General features: G+C 65.9%; 15 protein-coding genes. 6 read left to right on the top strand and 9 right to left on the bottom strand.

The window, feature by feature from the left end:
• The first annotated feature begins 99 nt into the window (after positions 1-99).
• Both ASF41_RS02820 and ASF41_RS02825 read left to right on the top strand, forming a co-directional pair.
• Entirely contained in the window at positions 100-1,407 is a 1,308-nt protein-coding gene (locus ASF41_RS02820) for a PAS domain S-box protein (protein WP_156653178.1), read from the top strand.
• A 92-nt stretch (positions 1,408-1,499) separates the two neighbouring features.
• On the top strand, positions 1,500-2,363 hold the full coding sequence (locus tag ASF41_RS02825) for an ATP-binding protein (protein WP_407067256.1): 864 nt from the start codon (positions 1,500-1,502) through the stop codon (positions 2,361-2,363).
• 39 nt (positions 2,364-2,402) lie between these two features.
• On the opposite strand, the gene ASF41_RS02830 is transcribed toward ASF41_RS02825, so the two are convergent.
• From ASF41_RS02830 to ASF41_RS02860, 7 genes are all read right to left on the bottom strand, one after another.
• A complete protein-coding gene (locus ASF41_RS02830; protein WP_056490649.1) occupies positions 2,403-3,332 on the bottom strand; it encodes an amino acid ABC transporter substrate-binding protein in 930 nt (309 codons plus the stop codon).
• Positions 3,333-3,641: 309 nt separating this feature from the next.
• A complete protein-coding gene (locus tag ASF41_RS02835; protein WP_056218894.1) occupies positions 3,642-5,318 on the bottom strand; it encodes a porin in 1,677 nt (558 codons plus the stop codon).
• A 920-nt stretch (positions 5,319-6,238) separates the two neighbouring features.
• Positions 6,239-6,631: a transporter substrate-binding domain-containing protein gene (locus ASF41_RS25860; RefSeq protein ID WP_244479555.1), complete on the bottom strand. Its 393-nt coding sequence runs from the start codon at positions 6,629-6,631 to the stop codon at positions 6,239-6,241.
• 290 nt (positions 6,632-6,921) lie between these two features.
• A complete protein-coding gene (locus ASF41_RS23460) occupies positions 6,922-7,245 on the bottom strand; it encodes a cation:dicarboxylate symporter family transporter (RefSeq protein WP_348271620.1) in 324 nt (107 codons plus the stop codon).
• 278 nt (positions 7,246-7,523) lie between these two features.
• Positions 7,524-8,141, bottom strand: a complete 618-nt coding sequence (gene eda / locus ASF41_RS02850) for a bifunctional 4-hydroxy-2-oxoglutarate aldolase/2-dehydro-3-deoxy-phosphogluconate aldolase (protein ID WP_056490656.1) — start codon at positions 8,139-8,141, stop codon at positions 7,524-7,526.
• A gap of 32 nt (positions 8,142-8,173) precedes the next feature.
• The gene (gene edd, locus ASF41_RS02855) at positions 8,174-9,997 is read right to left on the bottom strand and encodes a phosphogluconate dehydratase (protein ID WP_056490658.1); all 1,824 of its coding nucleotides are present in this window, start codon (positions 9,995-9,997) and stop codon (positions 8,174-8,176) included.
• 194 nt (positions 9,998-10,191) lie between these two features.
• Entirely contained in the window at positions 10,192-11,670 is a 1,479-nt protein-coding gene (locus tag ASF41_RS02860; protein ID WP_156653180.1) for a SulP family inorganic anion transporter, read from the bottom strand.
• Between the two features lie 328 nt (positions 11,671-11,998).
• On the opposite strand from ASF41_RS02860, the gene ASF41_RS25865 reads away from it, so the two are divergent.
• Positions 11,999-12,757 carry a hypothetical protein gene (locus tag ASF41_RS25865; RefSeq protein WP_244479529.1) on the top strand — a complete coding sequence of 253 codons (759 nt, stop codon included), beginning with the start codon at positions 11,999-12,001 and terminating at the stop codon, positions 12,755-12,757.
• A gap of 45 nt (positions 12,758-12,802) precedes the next feature.
• Complete coding sequence (locus ASF41_RS25870; protein WP_244479530.1) at positions 12,803-13,261, top strand: GGDEF domain-containing protein; 459 nt, start codon at positions 12,803-12,805, stop codon at positions 13,259-13,261.
• 40 nt (positions 13,262-13,301) lie between these two features.
• On the opposite strand, the gene ASF41_RS02870 is transcribed toward ASF41_RS25870, so the two are convergent.
• The gene (locus ASF41_RS02870) at positions 13,302-13,931 is read right to left on the bottom strand and encodes a L,D-transpeptidase (protein WP_082503948.1); all 630 of its coding nucleotides are present in this window, start codon (positions 13,929-13,931) and stop codon (positions 13,302-13,304) included.
• A 74-nt stretch (positions 13,932-14,005) separates the two neighbouring features.
• The gene (locus ASF41_RS02875; RefSeq protein WP_056490661.1) at positions 14,006-14,443 is read right to left on the bottom strand and encodes a globin family protein; all 438 of its coding nucleotides are present in this window, start codon (positions 14,441-14,443) and stop codon (positions 14,006-14,008) included.
• A gap of 298 nt (positions 14,444-14,741) precedes the next feature.
• On the opposite strand from ASF41_RS02875, the gene ASF41_RS25545 reads away from it, so the two are divergent.
• Together ASF41_RS25545 and ASF41_RS02885 are read left to right on the top strand one after the other, a co-directional pair.
• Entirely contained in the window at positions 14,742-15,155 is a 414-nt protein-coding gene (locus tag ASF41_RS25545) for a hypothetical protein (protein WP_082503951.1), read from the top strand.
• A 692-nt stretch (positions 15,156-15,847) separates the two neighbouring features.
• On the top strand, positions 15,848-16,672 hold the full coding sequence (locus ASF41_RS02885) for a DUF4336 domain-containing protein (RefSeq protein WP_244479532.1): 825 nt from the start codon (positions 15,848-15,850) through the stop codon (positions 16,670-16,672).
• Positions 16,673-16,768: the final 96 nt, after the last annotated feature.

The raw sequence follows: 16,768 nt of genomic DNA on the forward strand, positions 1-16,768 counted from the left end.
TCAGTCGACGACCATAGCGGGAGCCGCAGGCGCCCGCCTAGCGGAAGGTATAGGCTGGCTCTACTCGCGACATCGGACGGCGCAGTTCGGAGGTGCGACGTGAAGGGAGCACTCCAAGGGCTTCAGGTCATCGGACGGATGCTCCAGCGCAGAAGGCGTGATGCGCCAAAGCGGGTGCTTCTCGACGCCGAGGTCCTGCGCGACGCGTTCGAGGCCTTTCCGGATCCGCAATTCATCGTCGCGCTCCGACCCGGCGACGAAGTTCGGCTCGAGGACTGGAACGCAGCGGCGCGAAACCCTTACGACAGCGCCGACGCCATGGGTCGCGCATTTGCCGATCTGCTGCCTGCAAGTCAGGCGGCGCTGTTGCGCGCCGGCGTCGAGCGGGCGGCCACGACCGGTGCGAGTCTTCGCATTCGGAGCGAGGCCGCGGGTGTCGAAGGTCAGAACGCGTACGAAGCGACCTTCGTCCCGCTTCGGGTGACAGGTGCGCAGGCAGACCGACGGGTCATGGTCAGCCTACACGACCTCGGACCCTCGAGGCAGGTGGACTCTGGGCCGCCGGGGCCCGATCGGCACACCGGCGAGGCCGGGTCTTCGGCTCTTCGAGGACAGGGACCCATCGAATCCGATCCCGACCGCCCCCCCACCGAATCGGCTTCGAAGCGAATCGGATCAGATCGCCGCCCGGCTGAGGCGCCCCCGGCCTCGGTTCGAGCGGATCTGATGGAGCGGCGGCCCGCTGATGAGCGCGTGCGGGAAAGCGAGGCGCGCTATCGCCTGTTGGCCAACTACACCTCGGACCTCATCGTCCTCGACGATGTCAGCGGCCGACATCTCTACATCTCGCCCGCGGTGACGAGCATGCTCGGCTACACCGTGGACGAGGCCAATCGCATGGGTCTTCGGACGCTCGTCCATCGGGAGGACATCGCAAACCTCTCGGCAATTCTGCATGCTCTTGGGCTCGGGCAGCCGACCGGATCGGTGATCTACCGGATGCGGCACCGTTCCGGGCATGACCTCTGGGTCGAGGCCGCCTTTCGGCGAATTGAGGAGCAGGGCGAGATCCAGGTCATCCAGGCGATCCGCGACGTCACGCAGCGACAGAGACAGGAGGCCGACCTGCACAGCGCTCGCATCGCAGCCGAGGCCGCCGTGCGTGCGAAAGCTGAATTCCTGGCCACCATGAGCCACGAGTTGCGCACACCGTTGGCGGGCATCCTCGGCGTGCACGACCTTCTCCAGGGCGATGCCAGCCTCAACCGAAACCAGGCACGCCTCGTCGGTCTCGCGCAGGAAGCGGGGCGCTCGCTCCTTACCATCGTGAACGACATCCTCGATGTCTCGAAGATCGAGGCCGGTCGCCTCGTGATCGAGTCACCCCCTTCAGCCTGGCCGGGCTGATCGAGGGCTGTCGGGAGCTCAGCGTCGAGATCGCACAGGGCCGCGAGATCCGCGTTGCCACGCAGATCGGACCTGATGTCCCGGACTGGGTCCTGGGCGATCCGACCCGATTGCGCCAGGTCATCCTCAATCTCACCGCCAACGCCATCAAGTTCACGCCCCAGGGCTCCGTCACCATGCGCGTGGCCTGGAAAGCGGCATCGAACGGCGGTCCGAGGCGGCGACCGGCCCTGCGGATCGAACTCATGGATACCGGGATCGGCATCCCGGAAGATGTCCTGCCCCACCTGTTCGAGCGTTTCGCGCAGGCGGACGGATCGATCTCGCGACGCTATGGTGGAACCGGTCTCGGCCTCACCATCTGCAAACGCCTGGTGCACCTGATGGGCGGCGAGATCGGTGCGCTGAGCCGGGTCGGCGAGGGCTCTACGTTCTGGTTCGAGGTGCCGCTGCGGCTCGCCGAGGCGGAGAACGATGTCGAGCACTCGCGGCTCGCCACTCTCAGCCGACCATCGCCGCAGCGCTGGCGCATCCTGTTGGCGGAAGACAATTCGATCAACCAGGAGATCATCGGGACGGTGCTGCGCCACAAGGGTCACACCGTCACGGTGGTGGATGACGGAGAGCAGGCGGCGACGGCGGCCTTCGGCCATGAACGTCCGGACCTGATCCTGATGGACGTGCAGATGCCGGGACTGGACGGTCTCGCAGCGACCCGCGCGATCCGCGCCCGGGAGCGGCAGGAAGGGCATTCTCCCACCCTGATCATCGCACTGACCGCCAATGCCATGCCCGAGGAGATGGAGCGGTGCCGCGCCGCCGGTATGGACGCACATGTCGCGAAGCCGATCGAGTGGCCGATGCTGTTCGAGACCGTCGAGCGCCTGGCGGCGCGGGTCGAACCAGCCGACCGCGAGGACATGCTCGCCCTCACAGAGGAACGCCCCGCCCCGTGAGGGGCGAGGCGTTCGAACGCGCGACGATGGTGTGTCAGCTCAGTACGCGGCCGGGTCGGCACTATCGCTCGGCGAGACGAAGGCTTTCGCCATGGCCTCGCTCATCGGCAGGTTCAGGTTGATGCCGCGCGGCGGAATCGGCTTCGTGAACCACTTGTCGTAAAGCGCCTTGCCATCGGGGCTTTTGTAGAGCTTGGCGGTGGCTTCGTCGGCGACGGCCTTGAAGGGCGCGTCATCCTTGCGCAGCATGATGCCGTAGGGCTCGGGTTTCGAGAGCGCCTCGCTGGAGATCGCGTAGGCACCCGGGTCCTTCGAGCTGGCGGCCAGCGAGGCCAGCAGTACGTCATCCATGACGAAGGCGACCGCGCGGCCAGTCTCGACCATCAGGAAGGCTTCGGCATGATCCTTGGCCGGCAGGATGGTCAGGCCGAGATTGCGTGCAGTGTTCGCCTCGTTAATCTGGCGGATATTGGTGGTGCCCGAGGTCGAAACCACGGTCTTGCCCTTCAGATCGTCGATCTTGTCGAGCTTGGCCGACTTCTTGGCGACGAAGCGAGTGGCCGTCAGGAAGTGGGTGTTGGTGAAGGAAGCCTGCTTCTGACGGTCGGCGTTGTTCGTCGTCGAACCGCACTCGAGGTCGATGGTGCCGTTGGCGATCAGCGGGATACGGGTGGCCGAGGTGACCGGATTCAGCTTCACCTCAAGGTTCGGAAGCTTCAAATTCGTCTTCACGGCCTCGGCGATCTTCTGACAGATCTCAAGGGCGTAGCCGACCGGCTTCTGGTCGCCGTCGAGGTAGGAGAACGGAACCGACGCGTCCCGGTAGCCGATGGTGATCGTATTGGTTTCCTTGATCTTCTTCAGGGTTCCGGTGAGCTCTTGCGCCTGGGCGCTCCCTACCGCGAGTACCGACAGCGCGAAGCTGACGGCAACGGCGGATAGGGTGGATCTCTGGTGACACGAACGCATCTGCGGGCTGACTCCGGAAGGTCGATCACGGTTCGGCGATCGACAGGATTGACCTGGGCAACGTAGCAGCGGCACGAGCCGCCGCAATCGTTGTTTTTGCGATGTGCAAGCTGGCAACGCCCCCGCCCCTGGCAAAGCCCGTGCCGAATGATCCCGCTACGTAGATTTCGTCAGGTCTCGCCCATGCAGATCAACACTCGGTACGCAAAAAGGCCCGACTTCTCAGCCGGGCCAGTTCGCATGTCTCGAAGATTCGGATCTGTGAGGATCCGGGCTCGCAAGGAGCCCGGATTGAGCCGCTCTGCGGCCTTAGAAGTCGCGCTGAACGCGGCCGCGGATCTGGAAGGTGTCCGATGCAGTCACAGTGCGCACTGCTCCGCTGGCGATGGAAGCAGCGGTGACGTTACCGGTGGAACGGGTCTGGTCAACGACGCGACCGTCCTGAACACCAACCTTGGTGTAGAAGCCTTCCAGACCGATATCGAGGTCCTTAACCGGCGACCAGATGATGCTTCCACCAGCAACAATCTGGTAATTGTCACGCAGGACGGGGCTGACGGCGAAGGACGCCTGACCCGGAATACCGGTGAACTGACCAGTCGAACCCAGCGTCTGGAACACGGCGGCGTTGGCGGCGCGGGCACCGTTGGCAAAGTTGAGCTCGCCGTAGCTGGCGAACACGGCCGAACGCCACTCAGGCGACCAGTAGTGCAGCAGCGAACCGACCACCGTGAAGCTGGTGGACAGCTCGATCTTGCCCGTGAACGGGTTGAGCGTCGCATCGGACATGTAGGGGTCGAACGCAGCGCCGTTGATGGTGCTGGCGCGCGAGGCGTAGCTGCCGTTGTACGAGGAGTAGCCAGTGTAGAGGGTCGCACCCTCGCCATAGGCACCCTGCAGGTACAATGTGTCGCCTGGGGCGATGAAGGGCAGGTTGATCTTGGCACCGGCCTGCACGGCCCAGCCGTACTCGCTGGGCGGACGCTGGTTCACGATCGCAGCGCCGGTCACGCCCGGGATGAAGGGCGCGGTCAGGATGCCGCCGTTGAAGTTGGTTGCATTGCCGGCGATGGCGTTGCCGGTGTTCAGCTCCTTGACGGCAGCAGAGAGCTGCATCGAGCCCCAGGCCGCATCATAACGAAGCACACCGACGAAGTCAGGCATGCGGTTACGCTGGGCCACGTCCACGTTGCCGTAAGTGCCGACGCCGGTCACGTTGTTGATGCCGATGAGCACCGGCGAAGTCGCACCCGAGAAGGCGACATTCTGAGACTGTGAGCCGGCCGGAGCGAAGTTGGCATTCGCACCGAACTGCTGCGAATAGATCGTGTTGCGACGGAAGGACGGATCTTCCAGCGAGATCGTCGCCGAGAGGCCGCTGTCGCCGAGCTTGCTCGTATAGGCGAGCAGGTTGGTGGACTGCAGGTCCGAGTTGGCGGTCGCGCCGGCGAACTCGAAATCGTGTGCGTAAAAGTCGAAGAACGAGGAAGCGCGACCGGCGGTGAGACCGGCGAACTGGATGAAGGCTTTATCGGTGTTCACGAACTGCTGGACACGGCCGGCCTGATCCTGGCCGGTCGCACCGAACGCGTTGCCGATACGCTCCTGGGTGCCCGAACGGAGGCCGCCGGTAGCGCCGGTGCGCGAGGCGAACTGGAGACGCACGAAGGCGCGCAGGGTGCCGTAGGCGGTCTGGGTGCGGGCATCGACGTTGATGCGGGCGAGGCCGATATAGCCGGTGGTATCACCGTTCGTGCCTGAACGGCTGTCGGTCGGCTGGTAGCCGACGTCAAGGCGAGCGCGGCCCGAGAGACGGATGCAGGTATCGGTGCCCGGGATGTAGAAGAAGCCGGCGCCGTAGGCGGAGCAGACGCGGACGTACTCGATCGGAACAGCTTTCTTGACCGGAAGGTCGGCTGCCTGTGCTCCTGCGACCGCAGCAAAACCTGCCGCGGAGGCGAGAAGCGAGCTCTTCAAGAGCTTCATTGATATCTCCAAAAGCTTCGAGACCCGAGGGAAGGCTTACTGCGCCCGAGACCTCTATGGATCCCGGTGTCGCGTGGCCCTTTATTCTTGAATGACCGAGCGTTGACCGCTGGAAATTGACTTGCTGCTCTGGCGTTGCCCCCAGTGCAGGATCACTCTGTGCGAGGTGGTTCCTCGCGGCAACTCGGAATCGTGATCGGCGAAGCGGTTCCAAGGCGCTGTTGCGGCGCTGCAACGTTCCGCAGGCGACTAAGTAACTGTTCTGTGGGCAGGTTTTCAGCGCTCCGGCCACCGTTCTACAGTTCGCTCCGAAGGACGCGGAGACCGCCAAGTCCTCGAAAATACGAAATAATCTGTGATCTTTGACACATTCCGATACCTTGGCGTTCAGGACTATTTCTCGGAAGCGTACCCAGCCGGCCAATCTGCAGGGCAGACCCTCCGGCATGCTGTGGATCGCCGCCTGGGACGGATCTGCCGCTGGGCCTCGCGGCGGACGCGTCCCGACAACCGGCGCCGAATCGGGTCGCGCGGCGACAGAAGCCCGTGGCGTCCGTCCGGGATCGACCAAGCGATCAATCCTGCAAGCCGATCACCTCAAAGTTGGTGCGTAGCTCATCGGACATCGGCACATTGAGACGGATGCCGGTCGGCAGGCGCTCGAGGAACCAGCGCTTTTAGATCCAGCGCAGCTCGCGGGATTCGGCAAGACGCTGCAAGGTTACGGTGACGAAGCCGGCGAGTTGCGGAACATCAGCCCATAGGGCTCGAACGAGAACTTGTCGGGCCCGACCGTGTCGGCGGAGCCGCCCGGCCCCGCGGCGGCGATCAAGCCGTAGAGCTGGACATCGTCGGGACCGAGGCATCCGCATGCCTGTCCCGGACCATCGCGAAGGGTTCGGCATGGTCGTGCCCAGTCCTTAGGGTGACAGGGATGCCGAGACGAGCGAAGAGCGCGCACACCACACTCCGTAGGTGGTACCGGCGGTGACCGCCACCGTCCGGTAGGCCAGATCGCGGAATGAACCGACCGGAGCACCGCGCTCCACCAGAAGCTTGATCGCGCTGACATAGGTGATGGGCGAGAAGGCCGCCATCTTCCGCCGCTCGGCATTGTCCGTGGTTGAGCCGCACTCGAGGTCGATCCGCCCGGACGTCACCGCCGCGATCCGCGTCTCCGACGTCACCGGCTCATACAGCACCTTCAAATCCCTACGCCCGAGTTCCGTCCCGATGTCGTCGACGACCTCCAGGCAGAGGTCGGGGGCGTAGCCGACGGGTTGGCCGGACGGGTCCCTGAAGGAGAACGTCAGGGCGTTCTCTCGATTAGCGAAGGCGGACGGTGGCGGTCCCGCCGATCGTCTTTAGGGAGCCGGAGAGAACGTCGATCGCCTAGGATGGATCGTCGCTGGCCAGCAAGCCGACGCTGGCCAGGACTCCCACGAACGGTGCGACGTGCTGACATGTGAGTCCTCGCCACGAAGCCGTACCGGTGCATCGGACGTCGCCCCGCGACGCTTGCGACCGCTTGCTACGCGACCGGTTCCGGCAGTGGACTGACTTAATGATCCAGACGCTGGTCGGTAAACGATAGTTGCCCTTCTTACTTGGCCAACGCCACGGTCGCGACGCTGTTGCGCAGCACGTTGATGGCCGAGCGGCCCTCGCCGGGCCGGAGAATGTTGACCATCATCAAACCGAGAAGCAGCGAGAAGAGCGAGGCCCCCACGAACCAGAACATCGCCCTGCCCCCGACGCGACCCACCGAAGCCGTATCGCCCCTATGTACGATGCCCGCAATGAGCGTCGAGAGGACGAGCGGCGCAATGATCATCTTGATCAAGCGCAGGAAGACATCACTGATCAGGGCGCTGTATCCGGAGATCTCCTTCGAGGTCTGCGGGTCAGGCCACGTGATGTTGCTCAGTTACCCAACAGCGATCTCGAGCAACATTTCATTGAGGATGGAGGTGGTGAGCCTGAACTGCATCGCTTCCACCCAACTGCCGCGCCTGATGGCGCTCCGCACTGGGAACTAAGCGTCTGGTTCACCCGACACAGTTCAGCACTGGGCGTGCGAGGCTTGAGGTCGCGCCATCGGCCAGAGAATGAAACTCCGGGCCGGACCATGCATTTCAGGCCCTCATCGCAGAAGACTAACCTTTTTCCGGCTACAGCAAAGTGCGTCAATCGGCCGAGAAATTGTCAGGCGCCTCGCAGGCGCAGGGCCGCCTCGGCCGAGCGCCGGATGAGATCCGGCTCCGGTGCGCCCGGCGGGACGACCCAGCTTCCACCGACGCAGAGCACCGGCTTCAGGGCGAGCCAGTCCGGTGCAGTTGCTTCGGAGATGCCCCCGGTCGGGCAGAACCGGACCTGCCCGAAGGGACCGGCGAGCGCCTTGAGTGCCTTGATGCCGCCAGCGGCTTCGGCCGGGAAGAACTTGAACCGGTCGAGGCCATGGTCGAGCCCTCGCATGATGTCCGCCGCATTGGCGACACCCGGCAGGTAGGGCACCCCCCGCGCGAGGGCGGCGCGGGTCAACGGATCGGTCAGGCCGGGGCTTACGATGAACTGCGCACCCGCCTCCATCGCCGCGTCCAGGTCGCGCGGGTTCAGGACCGTCCCAGCTCCCACTACGGCGCCTTCCACCCGCGACATGGCGCGGATCACGTCGAGGGCCGCTGGCGTGCGCAGGGTGACCTCCAGGGCGGTCAAGCCGCCCGCCACCAGGGCACGGGCGATCGGCTCGGCCTGGGCGACCTCCTCCACCACCAGCACCGGAATGACGGGAACGGAGCGCATCAGGGCATCGATGGTGGTCATGGAAAGCGTCCTTGGCGGGGTAGGCGGAGGATTCAGAGGCCGGCGGCCGCGAGCATGGCGGAGGCGCCGTGCTCGGCCCCATCGGCACCGTGGCGCATGAAGGCGAAGAGCTCGCGGCCCGTGCCGAAGGCCGGCGGCGGCGCGGCGGCGGTGTCCCGCGCGTCCCAGTCGGCGGGGTCGACGAGGACCTCCAGGGAGCCCTCCTCCGCGCTCAGGCGCACGACGTCGCCGTCGCGGATCTTGGCCAGGGGACCCCCGCCGAGGGCTTCGGGGCTGAGATGGATGGCCGCCGGCACCTTACCGGACGCGCCCGACATCCGCCCGTCGGTGACGAGGGCGACGCGAAAGCCGCGATCCTGCAGCACGCCGAGCTGCGGCGTCAGCTTGTGGAGTTCGGGCATGCCGTTGGCCCGGGGGCCCTGGAAGCGCACCACCACCACGACGTCCCGGTCGAGCTCGCCGGCCTTGAAGGCCGCCATGACGTCGTCCTGGTCGTCGAAGACGCGGGCGGGGGCCTGGATCGTCCAGCGCACCGGATCGACCGCGCTGGTCTTGAAGGTGGCCCGGCCGAGATTGCCCTTCACCAGGCGCATGCCGCCATCCGGCTGGAACGGATCGGCCGGGCTGCGCAGGATGCTCTCGTCGTGCGAGCGCTCGGGGGCGTCCTCGAAGACGAGGTCGTCGTCGATCAGCTTCGGGTCGCGGGCATGGTCGCGCAGGCGCGAGCCGGCTACTGTGAGGAGATCGTCGTGCAGGAGGCCGGCGTCGATCAGGCTGGCGATGACGTAGGACATGCCGCCGGCCGCGTGGAAGTGGTTCACGTCGCCTGAGCCGTTCGGGTAGACCTTGGCCACCTGCGGAACCACAGCCGAGAGGCGATCGAAATCCGCCCAGTCCAGGATGATGCCGGCTGCCCGTGCGATGGCCGGCAGGTGGATGGCGTGATTGGTCGAGCCGCCCGTGGCGAGCAGACCGACGACCGCGTTCACGATGGCCTTCTCGTCGATGCAGCGCCCGAGCGGCCGATAGTCGTTGCCCGAGGCGCCGATCTCGGAGAGGCGGTGCACTGCCGCCCGCGTCACAGCCTGGCGCAGCTTCGTGCCGGGATTGATGAAGGAGGCGCCGGGCATGTGCAGGCCCATCACGTCCATCATCATCTGGTTCGAGTTGGCGGTGCCGTAGAAGGTGCAGGTGCCCGCGCCGTGATAGGACGCCGACTCGCTCTCCAGCAGTTCATCGCGGCCGACCTTGCCCTCGGCGTAGAGCTGGCGGATGCGCTGCTTCTCCTTATTGGCTAGCCCCGAGGGCATCGGGCCGGCCGGAATCAGGATCATCGGCAGGTGGCCGAACCGAAGCGCCCCGATGAGGAGGCCGGGCACGATCTTGTCGCAGATGCCGAGGAGGGCCGCGCCGTCGAACATCCCGTGGCTCAGGGCTACCGCGGTGGAGAGCGCGATCGTGTCGCGCGAGAACAGAGACAGCTCCATGCCGCGCTGGCCCTGGGTGACCCCGTCGCACATCGCCGGTACGCCGCCGGCGACCTGCGCGGTCGCGCCGACCTCACGGGCGAACAGCTTCATCTGTTCGGGATAGCGGCCGTAGGGCTGATGCGCCGAGAGCATGTCGTTGTAGGCGGTGACGATGGCGATGTTCATCGCCCGGCCGGACTTGATGACGGCCTTGTCCTCGCCGGAGGCCGCGAAGCCGTGGGCCAAGTTGCCGCAATTCAGCATCGGGCGCTGAACGCCCGAGTCGCGCTCGCGGGCGATCAGGTCGAGATAGGCCTTGCGGGTCGGTCCGGAGCGTTCGATCACGCGCGCCGTAACGGCCGCGATTTCCGGGTGAAGCGCGCTCATGGCCAATTCCTCCTCAAATTCGGGCGATGCCCGCTTGCGCCGGGGGCGGCGGCCCGCGCCTGCATCAACCTCTCGCGCCAGCACGACAGGGGCGCGAAAGCGGGGCCTGATCGCAATCGGACCCACGCGCCGTCAATGGCATCCGGGCGGCGGCCTGGCCAGCACCTCCTGCAGGTTGCGGGCCAGGCCGTTCGTTAATGACTGCCAGCCGCGAGGGTTGCGCCGGGCTTGTGGTGGGTACCCAGGCGCTCGACCATCGTGGCCGTGGCGGCGTTCATGCCGACGATCTCCACAGCCACACCGTGGTGCCGGTACTTGAGCACCACGCGGTCGAGGGCATTGACCCCGCTGATGTCCCAGAAATGGGCCGCCGTGAGGTCGAGGACGATCCCCGTCAGCCCCGCTTCGCGGAACTCGAAGGCGCCGTGGAAGGCTTCCGCCGTGGCGAAGAAGATCTGGCCGGTCACCCGGTAGGTCCGCACCGTGTCGGTCCGCTCGGAGGCCACCGCGAAGTAGCGCGTCACCTTGTGGGCAAAGAACAGACCGCTCAGCACCACACCGAACAGGACGCCCTTGGCGAGGTCGTGGGTCGCCACCACCACGGCGACGGTGCCGAGCATGACGACGCTCGAGCTCTTCGGATGCGTCAGGAGGGTCCGCAGGGAGCCCCATTGGAAGGTGTTGATCGACACCATGATCATCACCGCCACCAGGGCGGCCATGGGAATCTGGGCCACGTAGGGGCCGAGCACGACGATCAGGAAGAGCAGGAAGACGCCAGCCCAGAGCGTGGAGAGCCGGCCCCGGCCACCGGACGAAACGTTGATCACCGATTGTCCGATCATGGCGCAGCCCGCCATCCCGCCGAACAGGCCGGCGCCGATATTGGCGATACCCTGCCCGGCACATTCGCGGTTCTTGTCGGAGCCCGTATCCGTCATCTCGTCGAGAATGGCCGCGGTCATCAGGCTTTCCAGCAGCCCGACCATGGTCAGCGTCAGCGCGTAGGGCAGGATGATCCGCAGGGTCTCCCAGTTCAGCGGGACCTCCGGCAGGGCGAAGACCGGCAACTGGGTGGGCATGGCCCCCATGTCGCCGACCTTGTGGATCGGTAGGCCCAGAGCCATCGAGACCGCCGTCAGGACGAGGATCGTGATGAGCGGCGAGGGTACCGCCTTGGTCAGGTACGGCAGCCCGTAGATGAGGCCGAGACCGACCGCCGTCATCAGGTAGACCGTGCTCCCCTGCCCGATCAGTTCCGGCATCTGCGCCAGGAAGATCAGGATCGCCAGCGCATTGACGAATCCCGTCACCACGGAGCGCGAGACGAAGCGCATGAGATTTCCCAGGCGCAGGAGGCCGGCCGCGATCTGCAGCAGGCCGGTGAGGATCGTGGCGGCGAACAGGTAGCCGAGGCCGTGCTCCTTCACCAGCGACACCATCACGAGGGCCATCGCCCCGGTCGCGGCGGAGATCATCGCCGGGCGTCCTCCCGCGAAGGCGGTGATCACCGCGATGCAGAACGACGCGGAGAGGCCGACCTTCGGGTCCACCCCGGCGATCAGTGAGAAGGCAATCGCCTCCGGGATCAGGGCCAGGGCGACCACGGTGCCGGCCAGGATTTCACGCGTGATATTGGGAGCCCACTGGCTCCGCAGGTTGGTCAGGGTCATGGAAATGGGACATCCAATCGTTCCCGCGCGCAGTCGGGCGGCCGGGAATCGAGACGGGGAATGCGAGACAGGCCACCCGACGCGCATCGCGGGGCGGCCATCATGGAACCCGAACGGAAGGCGGGCGCCGAGGAGAGCGGAGCTACGGCGGCGTGGGCCGTGCGTACAATCTGGCTCGATCCTTCAACATGTGGTGGGTCTTAACAGGATTCCGCCGCGGTGCAATGGACGCCGAGTCCGTGCCGGGAGGGGCCGACGCTCCGCGCGAGGCACGAATGGCGTTTACGCGCATGCAAGCAAGGCGCGTATAGGCTCTGCTCGATCGTCGGTGAACGCGCCTCATGTCCGAAACGAATTCCAGCCTGATCGAGGCTGCGCGCCGCAGACCTGGCACCGTCTGCGGCTGCCAAGAGACCTCGAAGCACAATTCACCGAGACGACGCGCTGGTCCCGGGCGACCTACATCCAGTCGTGGCTGCTGATCTTCATCGTCTTCAATGTGCTGTCACTGAAGATGGACATCGACCTGCTCGGTCCAGAGCAATTTGTGGTTCCGGCTTTCCTGACCCTGGGCGTGTTCCTGCCTGCGGGATTCTCGGCGATCACGGCGCTGCGCGGCATCACCAGTGCCCGGCGCCAGGCCGGGATCGTCATCGGCATCTCCGTGCTCGACATGGTGATCGTCCTGAACAGCGCCCGGATCGCGCCGCGGACCCATGCGGACACCTACCTGATCCTTGCGGTGATCGTGCCCATGGTGGTCGGGATGATCGCGCCGCTCTCGTTCCGGCACAGCCTCGTCCTCTGCGGAAGCGCCTTCTGTCTCTACGCGGCCTACGCCGTCGCATTCGTTCTTCCGCGCAGCGAGGCGACCGGACTGCCGCTCCTGATCGCCAGCCTCACCCTCGTCCCCATCAAGCTCGCCTATACCCGCGAATGGACGCGCAAGGAGGCCTTTCTCCTGACCCTGGAAAAATCCGCCCGCGACGTCGATCTGGCGGCCGCCAACGCGCGCCTGACGGTCCTGTCCGAGACCGACAGCCTCACCGGGCTCCGCAATCGGCGCAGCGCCACGGCCCAGATCTAGGCCGGATGGGGCGAGGCTTGCGCAGGCGGCGCCTGGGCCACGCTGGTGCTCATCGACATCGACGCCTTCAAGCGTCTGAACGACACGGCCGGCCATCCCGAAGGCGACCGCTGCCTGAGACAGGTGGCCGAGACGCTCGCTGCGGCGGCAGCCCGCCACGGCGCACAGGCGGCCCGCTACGGGGGCGAGGAGTTCATCGTGTTCCGGCCCGGAGCGGACCCTTCGGAGGCGGCGCGAATCGGGGAGAGTCTGCGACTGGCGATCCAGGCCCTGGCCTATCCCCATCCGGGTCTTCCCGACGGCGCCTGCATCACCGTCAGCATCGGGGTCGCAACGGCGCATGGAGGCCTGGGAACTCCCGCGATCACGGCCGCCGATCTCCTCAAGGCGGCGGACGATGCCCTCTATCGGGCCAAGCGCGGCGGACGGAACCGGGTCGAGAGCACGATTCTGGCGCCGGCCTCGGCCACATCCGAGGCGGCGCGAACCAGCGCCTTCGGCTGAGGGCGCCGAACAGCGAGATCCATCGCTTGGTTCGACCCGCCTAATCGAGACCGTCACCGACGAAATAGGCGTCACCGTCCCCGGCCGGGTCCCGGAAATCATAGACGGGGGCGCGGCGCGACACCAACCCGACGGCGGCGGCCGGCCGATAGGCTGCGGAGGGCTCGCGCCCCATCTGCATGCCGGCGGACATCACACCGTCCTCGGCGCCGCGGCGGCGCCGCGACGCCATCACGGAACTGCCCTCGATGACCACCCGGGTCTTGCCCATGCCCTCAGCCTTGACGAGGCTGAACAGGGTCGCGGCATTCCTTGGGGCAAGCCTAACACAACCATGGGATGCCGCGCTGCCGAGGCGCCGGGTGTGATTGGTCCCGTGGATCGCGTGGCCCTGCCCGGTGAAGAAGATTGCGTTCGGCATCGGAGCGTCGTCGAACTCCCGTGAGAAGTGCGTGCGCTCCATTCGGAACGGCCGATGGGCTCCGCTGGGAGTGTCGTAGCCGTCCACGCCCGTGGAGACGGGCCAGTCGTAGCGGGTGTGGCCATCGACCGTCACGGTCATGCGCTGCGCGTCCTTGTCGACGGCGATCAAAACCTCCGCCCAGGCAGGACAGGTCAAGAACGTCGCCAGGGCGAAACCGGAGACCAGTGACGTCAGACGGGAACGCATCGGAATCCTCGAAAACACAAACAAAGCCGGACTGCCTACGCTTGCCGCGCGCGTTGGTTCCAGCGCAGCGCGGATCAGGCGTCGGCGGTCGATTCCGGTCGACGAACCTCGGCAGCCGCCGCCTTCATCACATTTGCCACGAGCACATAGGTTTCCACCCAGGCCTCCCGGACCGCGGGGGTAAAATCCGGGCCCAGGCCCTGCTCCAGCGCCCAGAGCAGGGCGGCGCCCACCGGTTCATAATGCGCGGCCTGGGTTCCGAACGAGACATGCTGTCGGCCCAAGGTCTGCAGCGTCGGCACCACCATCTCGGGCTTATGCAGATTGGTGACCGCAAGCCCCAGCATCGCCATCAGTTTTTTCTTCTGCTCGCGCATGTCATCCGGAAACATCGGCCGAACCTGCGGAGCGATCTCGAACAGGCGTCCATAGAAAAGGTCTGCCGCAGCGCCGGCGATCGGCCGAACTTTGGCGAAACTGTCCTGGACGAGAACAACTTGTTCCGGGGTCATGCGGAGCTCTACGCGGGAGGAAGGGATTGCGGCGCGAACGCCGCGTATGACGTTCTTGCCCCGGCAGCGAAATCCCACAAGAGAGAACCCTGTTATAACCTGCGATAGGGTCGATTCGCGAGGGGGCATTCCCCGCGACGGACGTTTCTCCGATGAAACTGAACGGTTGCCGCCAACGCGCTTCAGCCTGGGTGCAGCGCCGCCTTGGCAATCTTCTTCTGAACAGCCGGGACAGCACCGGTTGGGCCACCGAGACCGCGCACGATGCCGGACTCCTCGACAAAGCAGGGGATGGGCGATGAAGACGTTGGCAGCTTTCACAGCCGTTGCGCTCTTGGCGATGGGCACGTTCGGAACGCCAGAGGCGCAGGCCCGGGGCCAGGGCGGCGCCATCTTGGCAGGCGTGATCGGGGGGCTCGCGGCGGGCGCTCTCCTGGGAACCGCCGCCTCGGAAGCTCACGAGGCTCCTGCCTACGGCTACGGTTACGGCCCTCCCGAACCCCGCTATGCCGAAGACGACGAGGCTCTCATCGTGCGCGACCGCCCGGCACCGCTGGTTCGCCACTACGGGTACGACGAGGCCCCGGTCTATCGCAGATCGCGTACCGTGGTCCGAACCTATCGTGAGGAATTCGGCGGATACGGCTATCGCCGCGCCGGATACGGGGATCGTCCGGACTGCGACCGTCCCTACGGCCGTGGCGGCTGGTAGTCAGGCCCCTCTCGAAGGCCGGCCGGGCGAACCGGACGGCCTCCTTCCAACGTCACCAGGGACGCCGGCGCAACCGTCTGTGCCGAGTCGCGTTGTCACTATTCGCGGGTAGATAGACTATCCGTCAGCGAACGGCGCCGTAGCCGACTGTTAGGATGGATTTCGAATACCTTTATCTTTGCTTTCCTCGCCCCGACAATTGCAATCGGACGTCCTTTCGCGTCGGGGTCGACCGCGCCTTGGCGCTCTCGTTTCCGCCTCAAATGGACGGAGACCTTCCCGATCGGCTGATACACTCTCTGGAAGCGCTGATCGCCGTCCTCCCGCCGCACTATGAAGCGGGCGGGCGATCACGACCGAGCTAGCTTCCCGGCGTAGCCGAGGGCGGAGCGCCGGGCGTGTGAGGTTCATCGCAGAGGCCGGCCGAAGGCGGGAAACCATCCCGCGGATTCGACCCATCGACACGCATGACGCCTCGGCAAGCGAAGATGCGCTCCTTCCTTCGGTACCGACCTGGGCGGGCGTGGTGCCCGAAGATTTCGGGCGGCGCCCAACGCGAGGGATGGTCGTGGTCGCGCACGACAGATGGACCTCCGAGTTCTGCCGAAGCGTTCCCCCGGGTGTACGTCGATGTGGAGTCCAGGACCTTGGCGCATGACCTCAGCTATCCGCCCCTGAACCAACCGAAGGAGGTGGCGGACGGCGTCTGGATCGTCGATGCCGCACCGATTCGCGCGGGCGGCATTCCACTCCCTTTGCGGATGACGGTGCTGCGACTGTCCGGCGGTGAGCTGTTGCTCCACTCGCCCGTTCCGCACCACCCGGGCCTTCAACGTGCCGTGGAGGGACTCGGGCGTATCGGGCACCTCGTAGCGCCGAGTGTCGGGCATTGGATGTTCCTGAAGGACTGGCAGACCGTTTGCCCCAACGCGATCACCTGGGCGGTGCCGGGGCTCGAAGGCCGGAGCCAGGTGCGCCGCTCTGGCCTCGCGATCGATGCGGAATTGGGAGACCAGCCGCCACGCGTCTGGGCGAACGAGATCGATCAGGTCCTCGTCGCCGGACCCGTGTTCCAGGAAATCTGTCTGTTCCATCGCCCAAGCCGGACCCTCCTGCTGACGGATCTCATCATCAACCTCGAGGGCGACCTTCTGCCGGTCTTCGCGCGCCCCCTGGCCCGTCTGCTCGGCATCGTCGCCCCGGATGGCAAGGCACCGCTCTACCTGCGAGTCCTTCTGCGCCTGAATTATCGGGACACGGTCCGCGCCGCGCAGCGTCTCGTCGGCTTTCATCCGGACCGGGTGATCTTCGCGCACGGCCAATGGTTCAACCGCGATGCCGCCGATGCACTCCGGCGCTCGCTCGCCTGGATCCTCGACGAAGACCGCGCCTCGGCTCGACTGTCTGCGGACGGCGAGATGTCCACCCGAGCGCCCCTGCGTTCGACGGCACTCGCGGGCGTGGCCCTCGCGGGTGTCGTGGGGCTTTTCGTCTATCTCCGTCGGTCGCGGCGCTGATCGTCGCTGCAAGCCGATGAATGCAGAGACAGGATCGCGTGAGTTGGTGCGGACGGCGGGAGACCCTTCGTACCACTCTATTCCATTGTAAACGTT

Origin of the sequence: Methylobacterium sp. Leaf111 (assembly GCF_001423285.1) — a bacterium.
Taxonomy (GTDB): Bacteria; Pseudomonadota; Alphaproteobacteria; order Rhizobiales; family Beijerinckiaceae; genus Methylobacterium.

Bases quoted from the DNA above. Each gene is read 5' to 3' on its own strand.
- eda (WP_056490656.1), bottom strand. From the start codon at position 8,141: ATGACCACCATCGATGCCCTGATGCGCTCCGTTCCCGTCATTCCGGTG.
- edd (WP_056490658.1), bottom strand. From the start codon at position 9,997: ATGAGCGCGCTTCACCCGGAAATCGCGGCCGTTACGGCGCGCGTGATC.
- ASF41_RS02875 (WP_056490661.1), bottom strand. From the start codon at position 14,443: ATGACCCCGGAACAAGTTGTTCTCGTCCAGGACAGTTTCGCCAAAGTT.
- ASF41_RS02860 (WP_156653180.1), bottom strand. From the start codon at position 11,670: ATGACCCTGACCAACCTGCGGAGCCAGTGGGCTCCCAATATCACGCGT.
- ASF41_RS02830 (WP_056490649.1), bottom strand. From the start codon at position 3,332: ATGCGTTCGTGTCACCAGAGATCCACCCTATCCGCCGTTGCCGTCAGC.
- ASF41_RS25545 (WP_082503951.1), top strand. From the start codon at position 14,742: ATGAAGACGTTGGCAGCTTTCACAGCCGTTGCGCTCTTGGCGATGGGC.
- ASF41_RS02835 (WP_056218894.1), bottom strand. From the start codon at position 5,318: ATGAAGCTCTTGAAGAGCTCGCTTCTCGCCTCCGCGGCAGGTTTTGCT.
- ASF41_RS02870 (WP_082503948.1), bottom strand. From the start codon at position 13,931: ATGCGTTCCCGTCTGACGTCACTGGTCTCCGGTTTCGCCCTGGCGACG.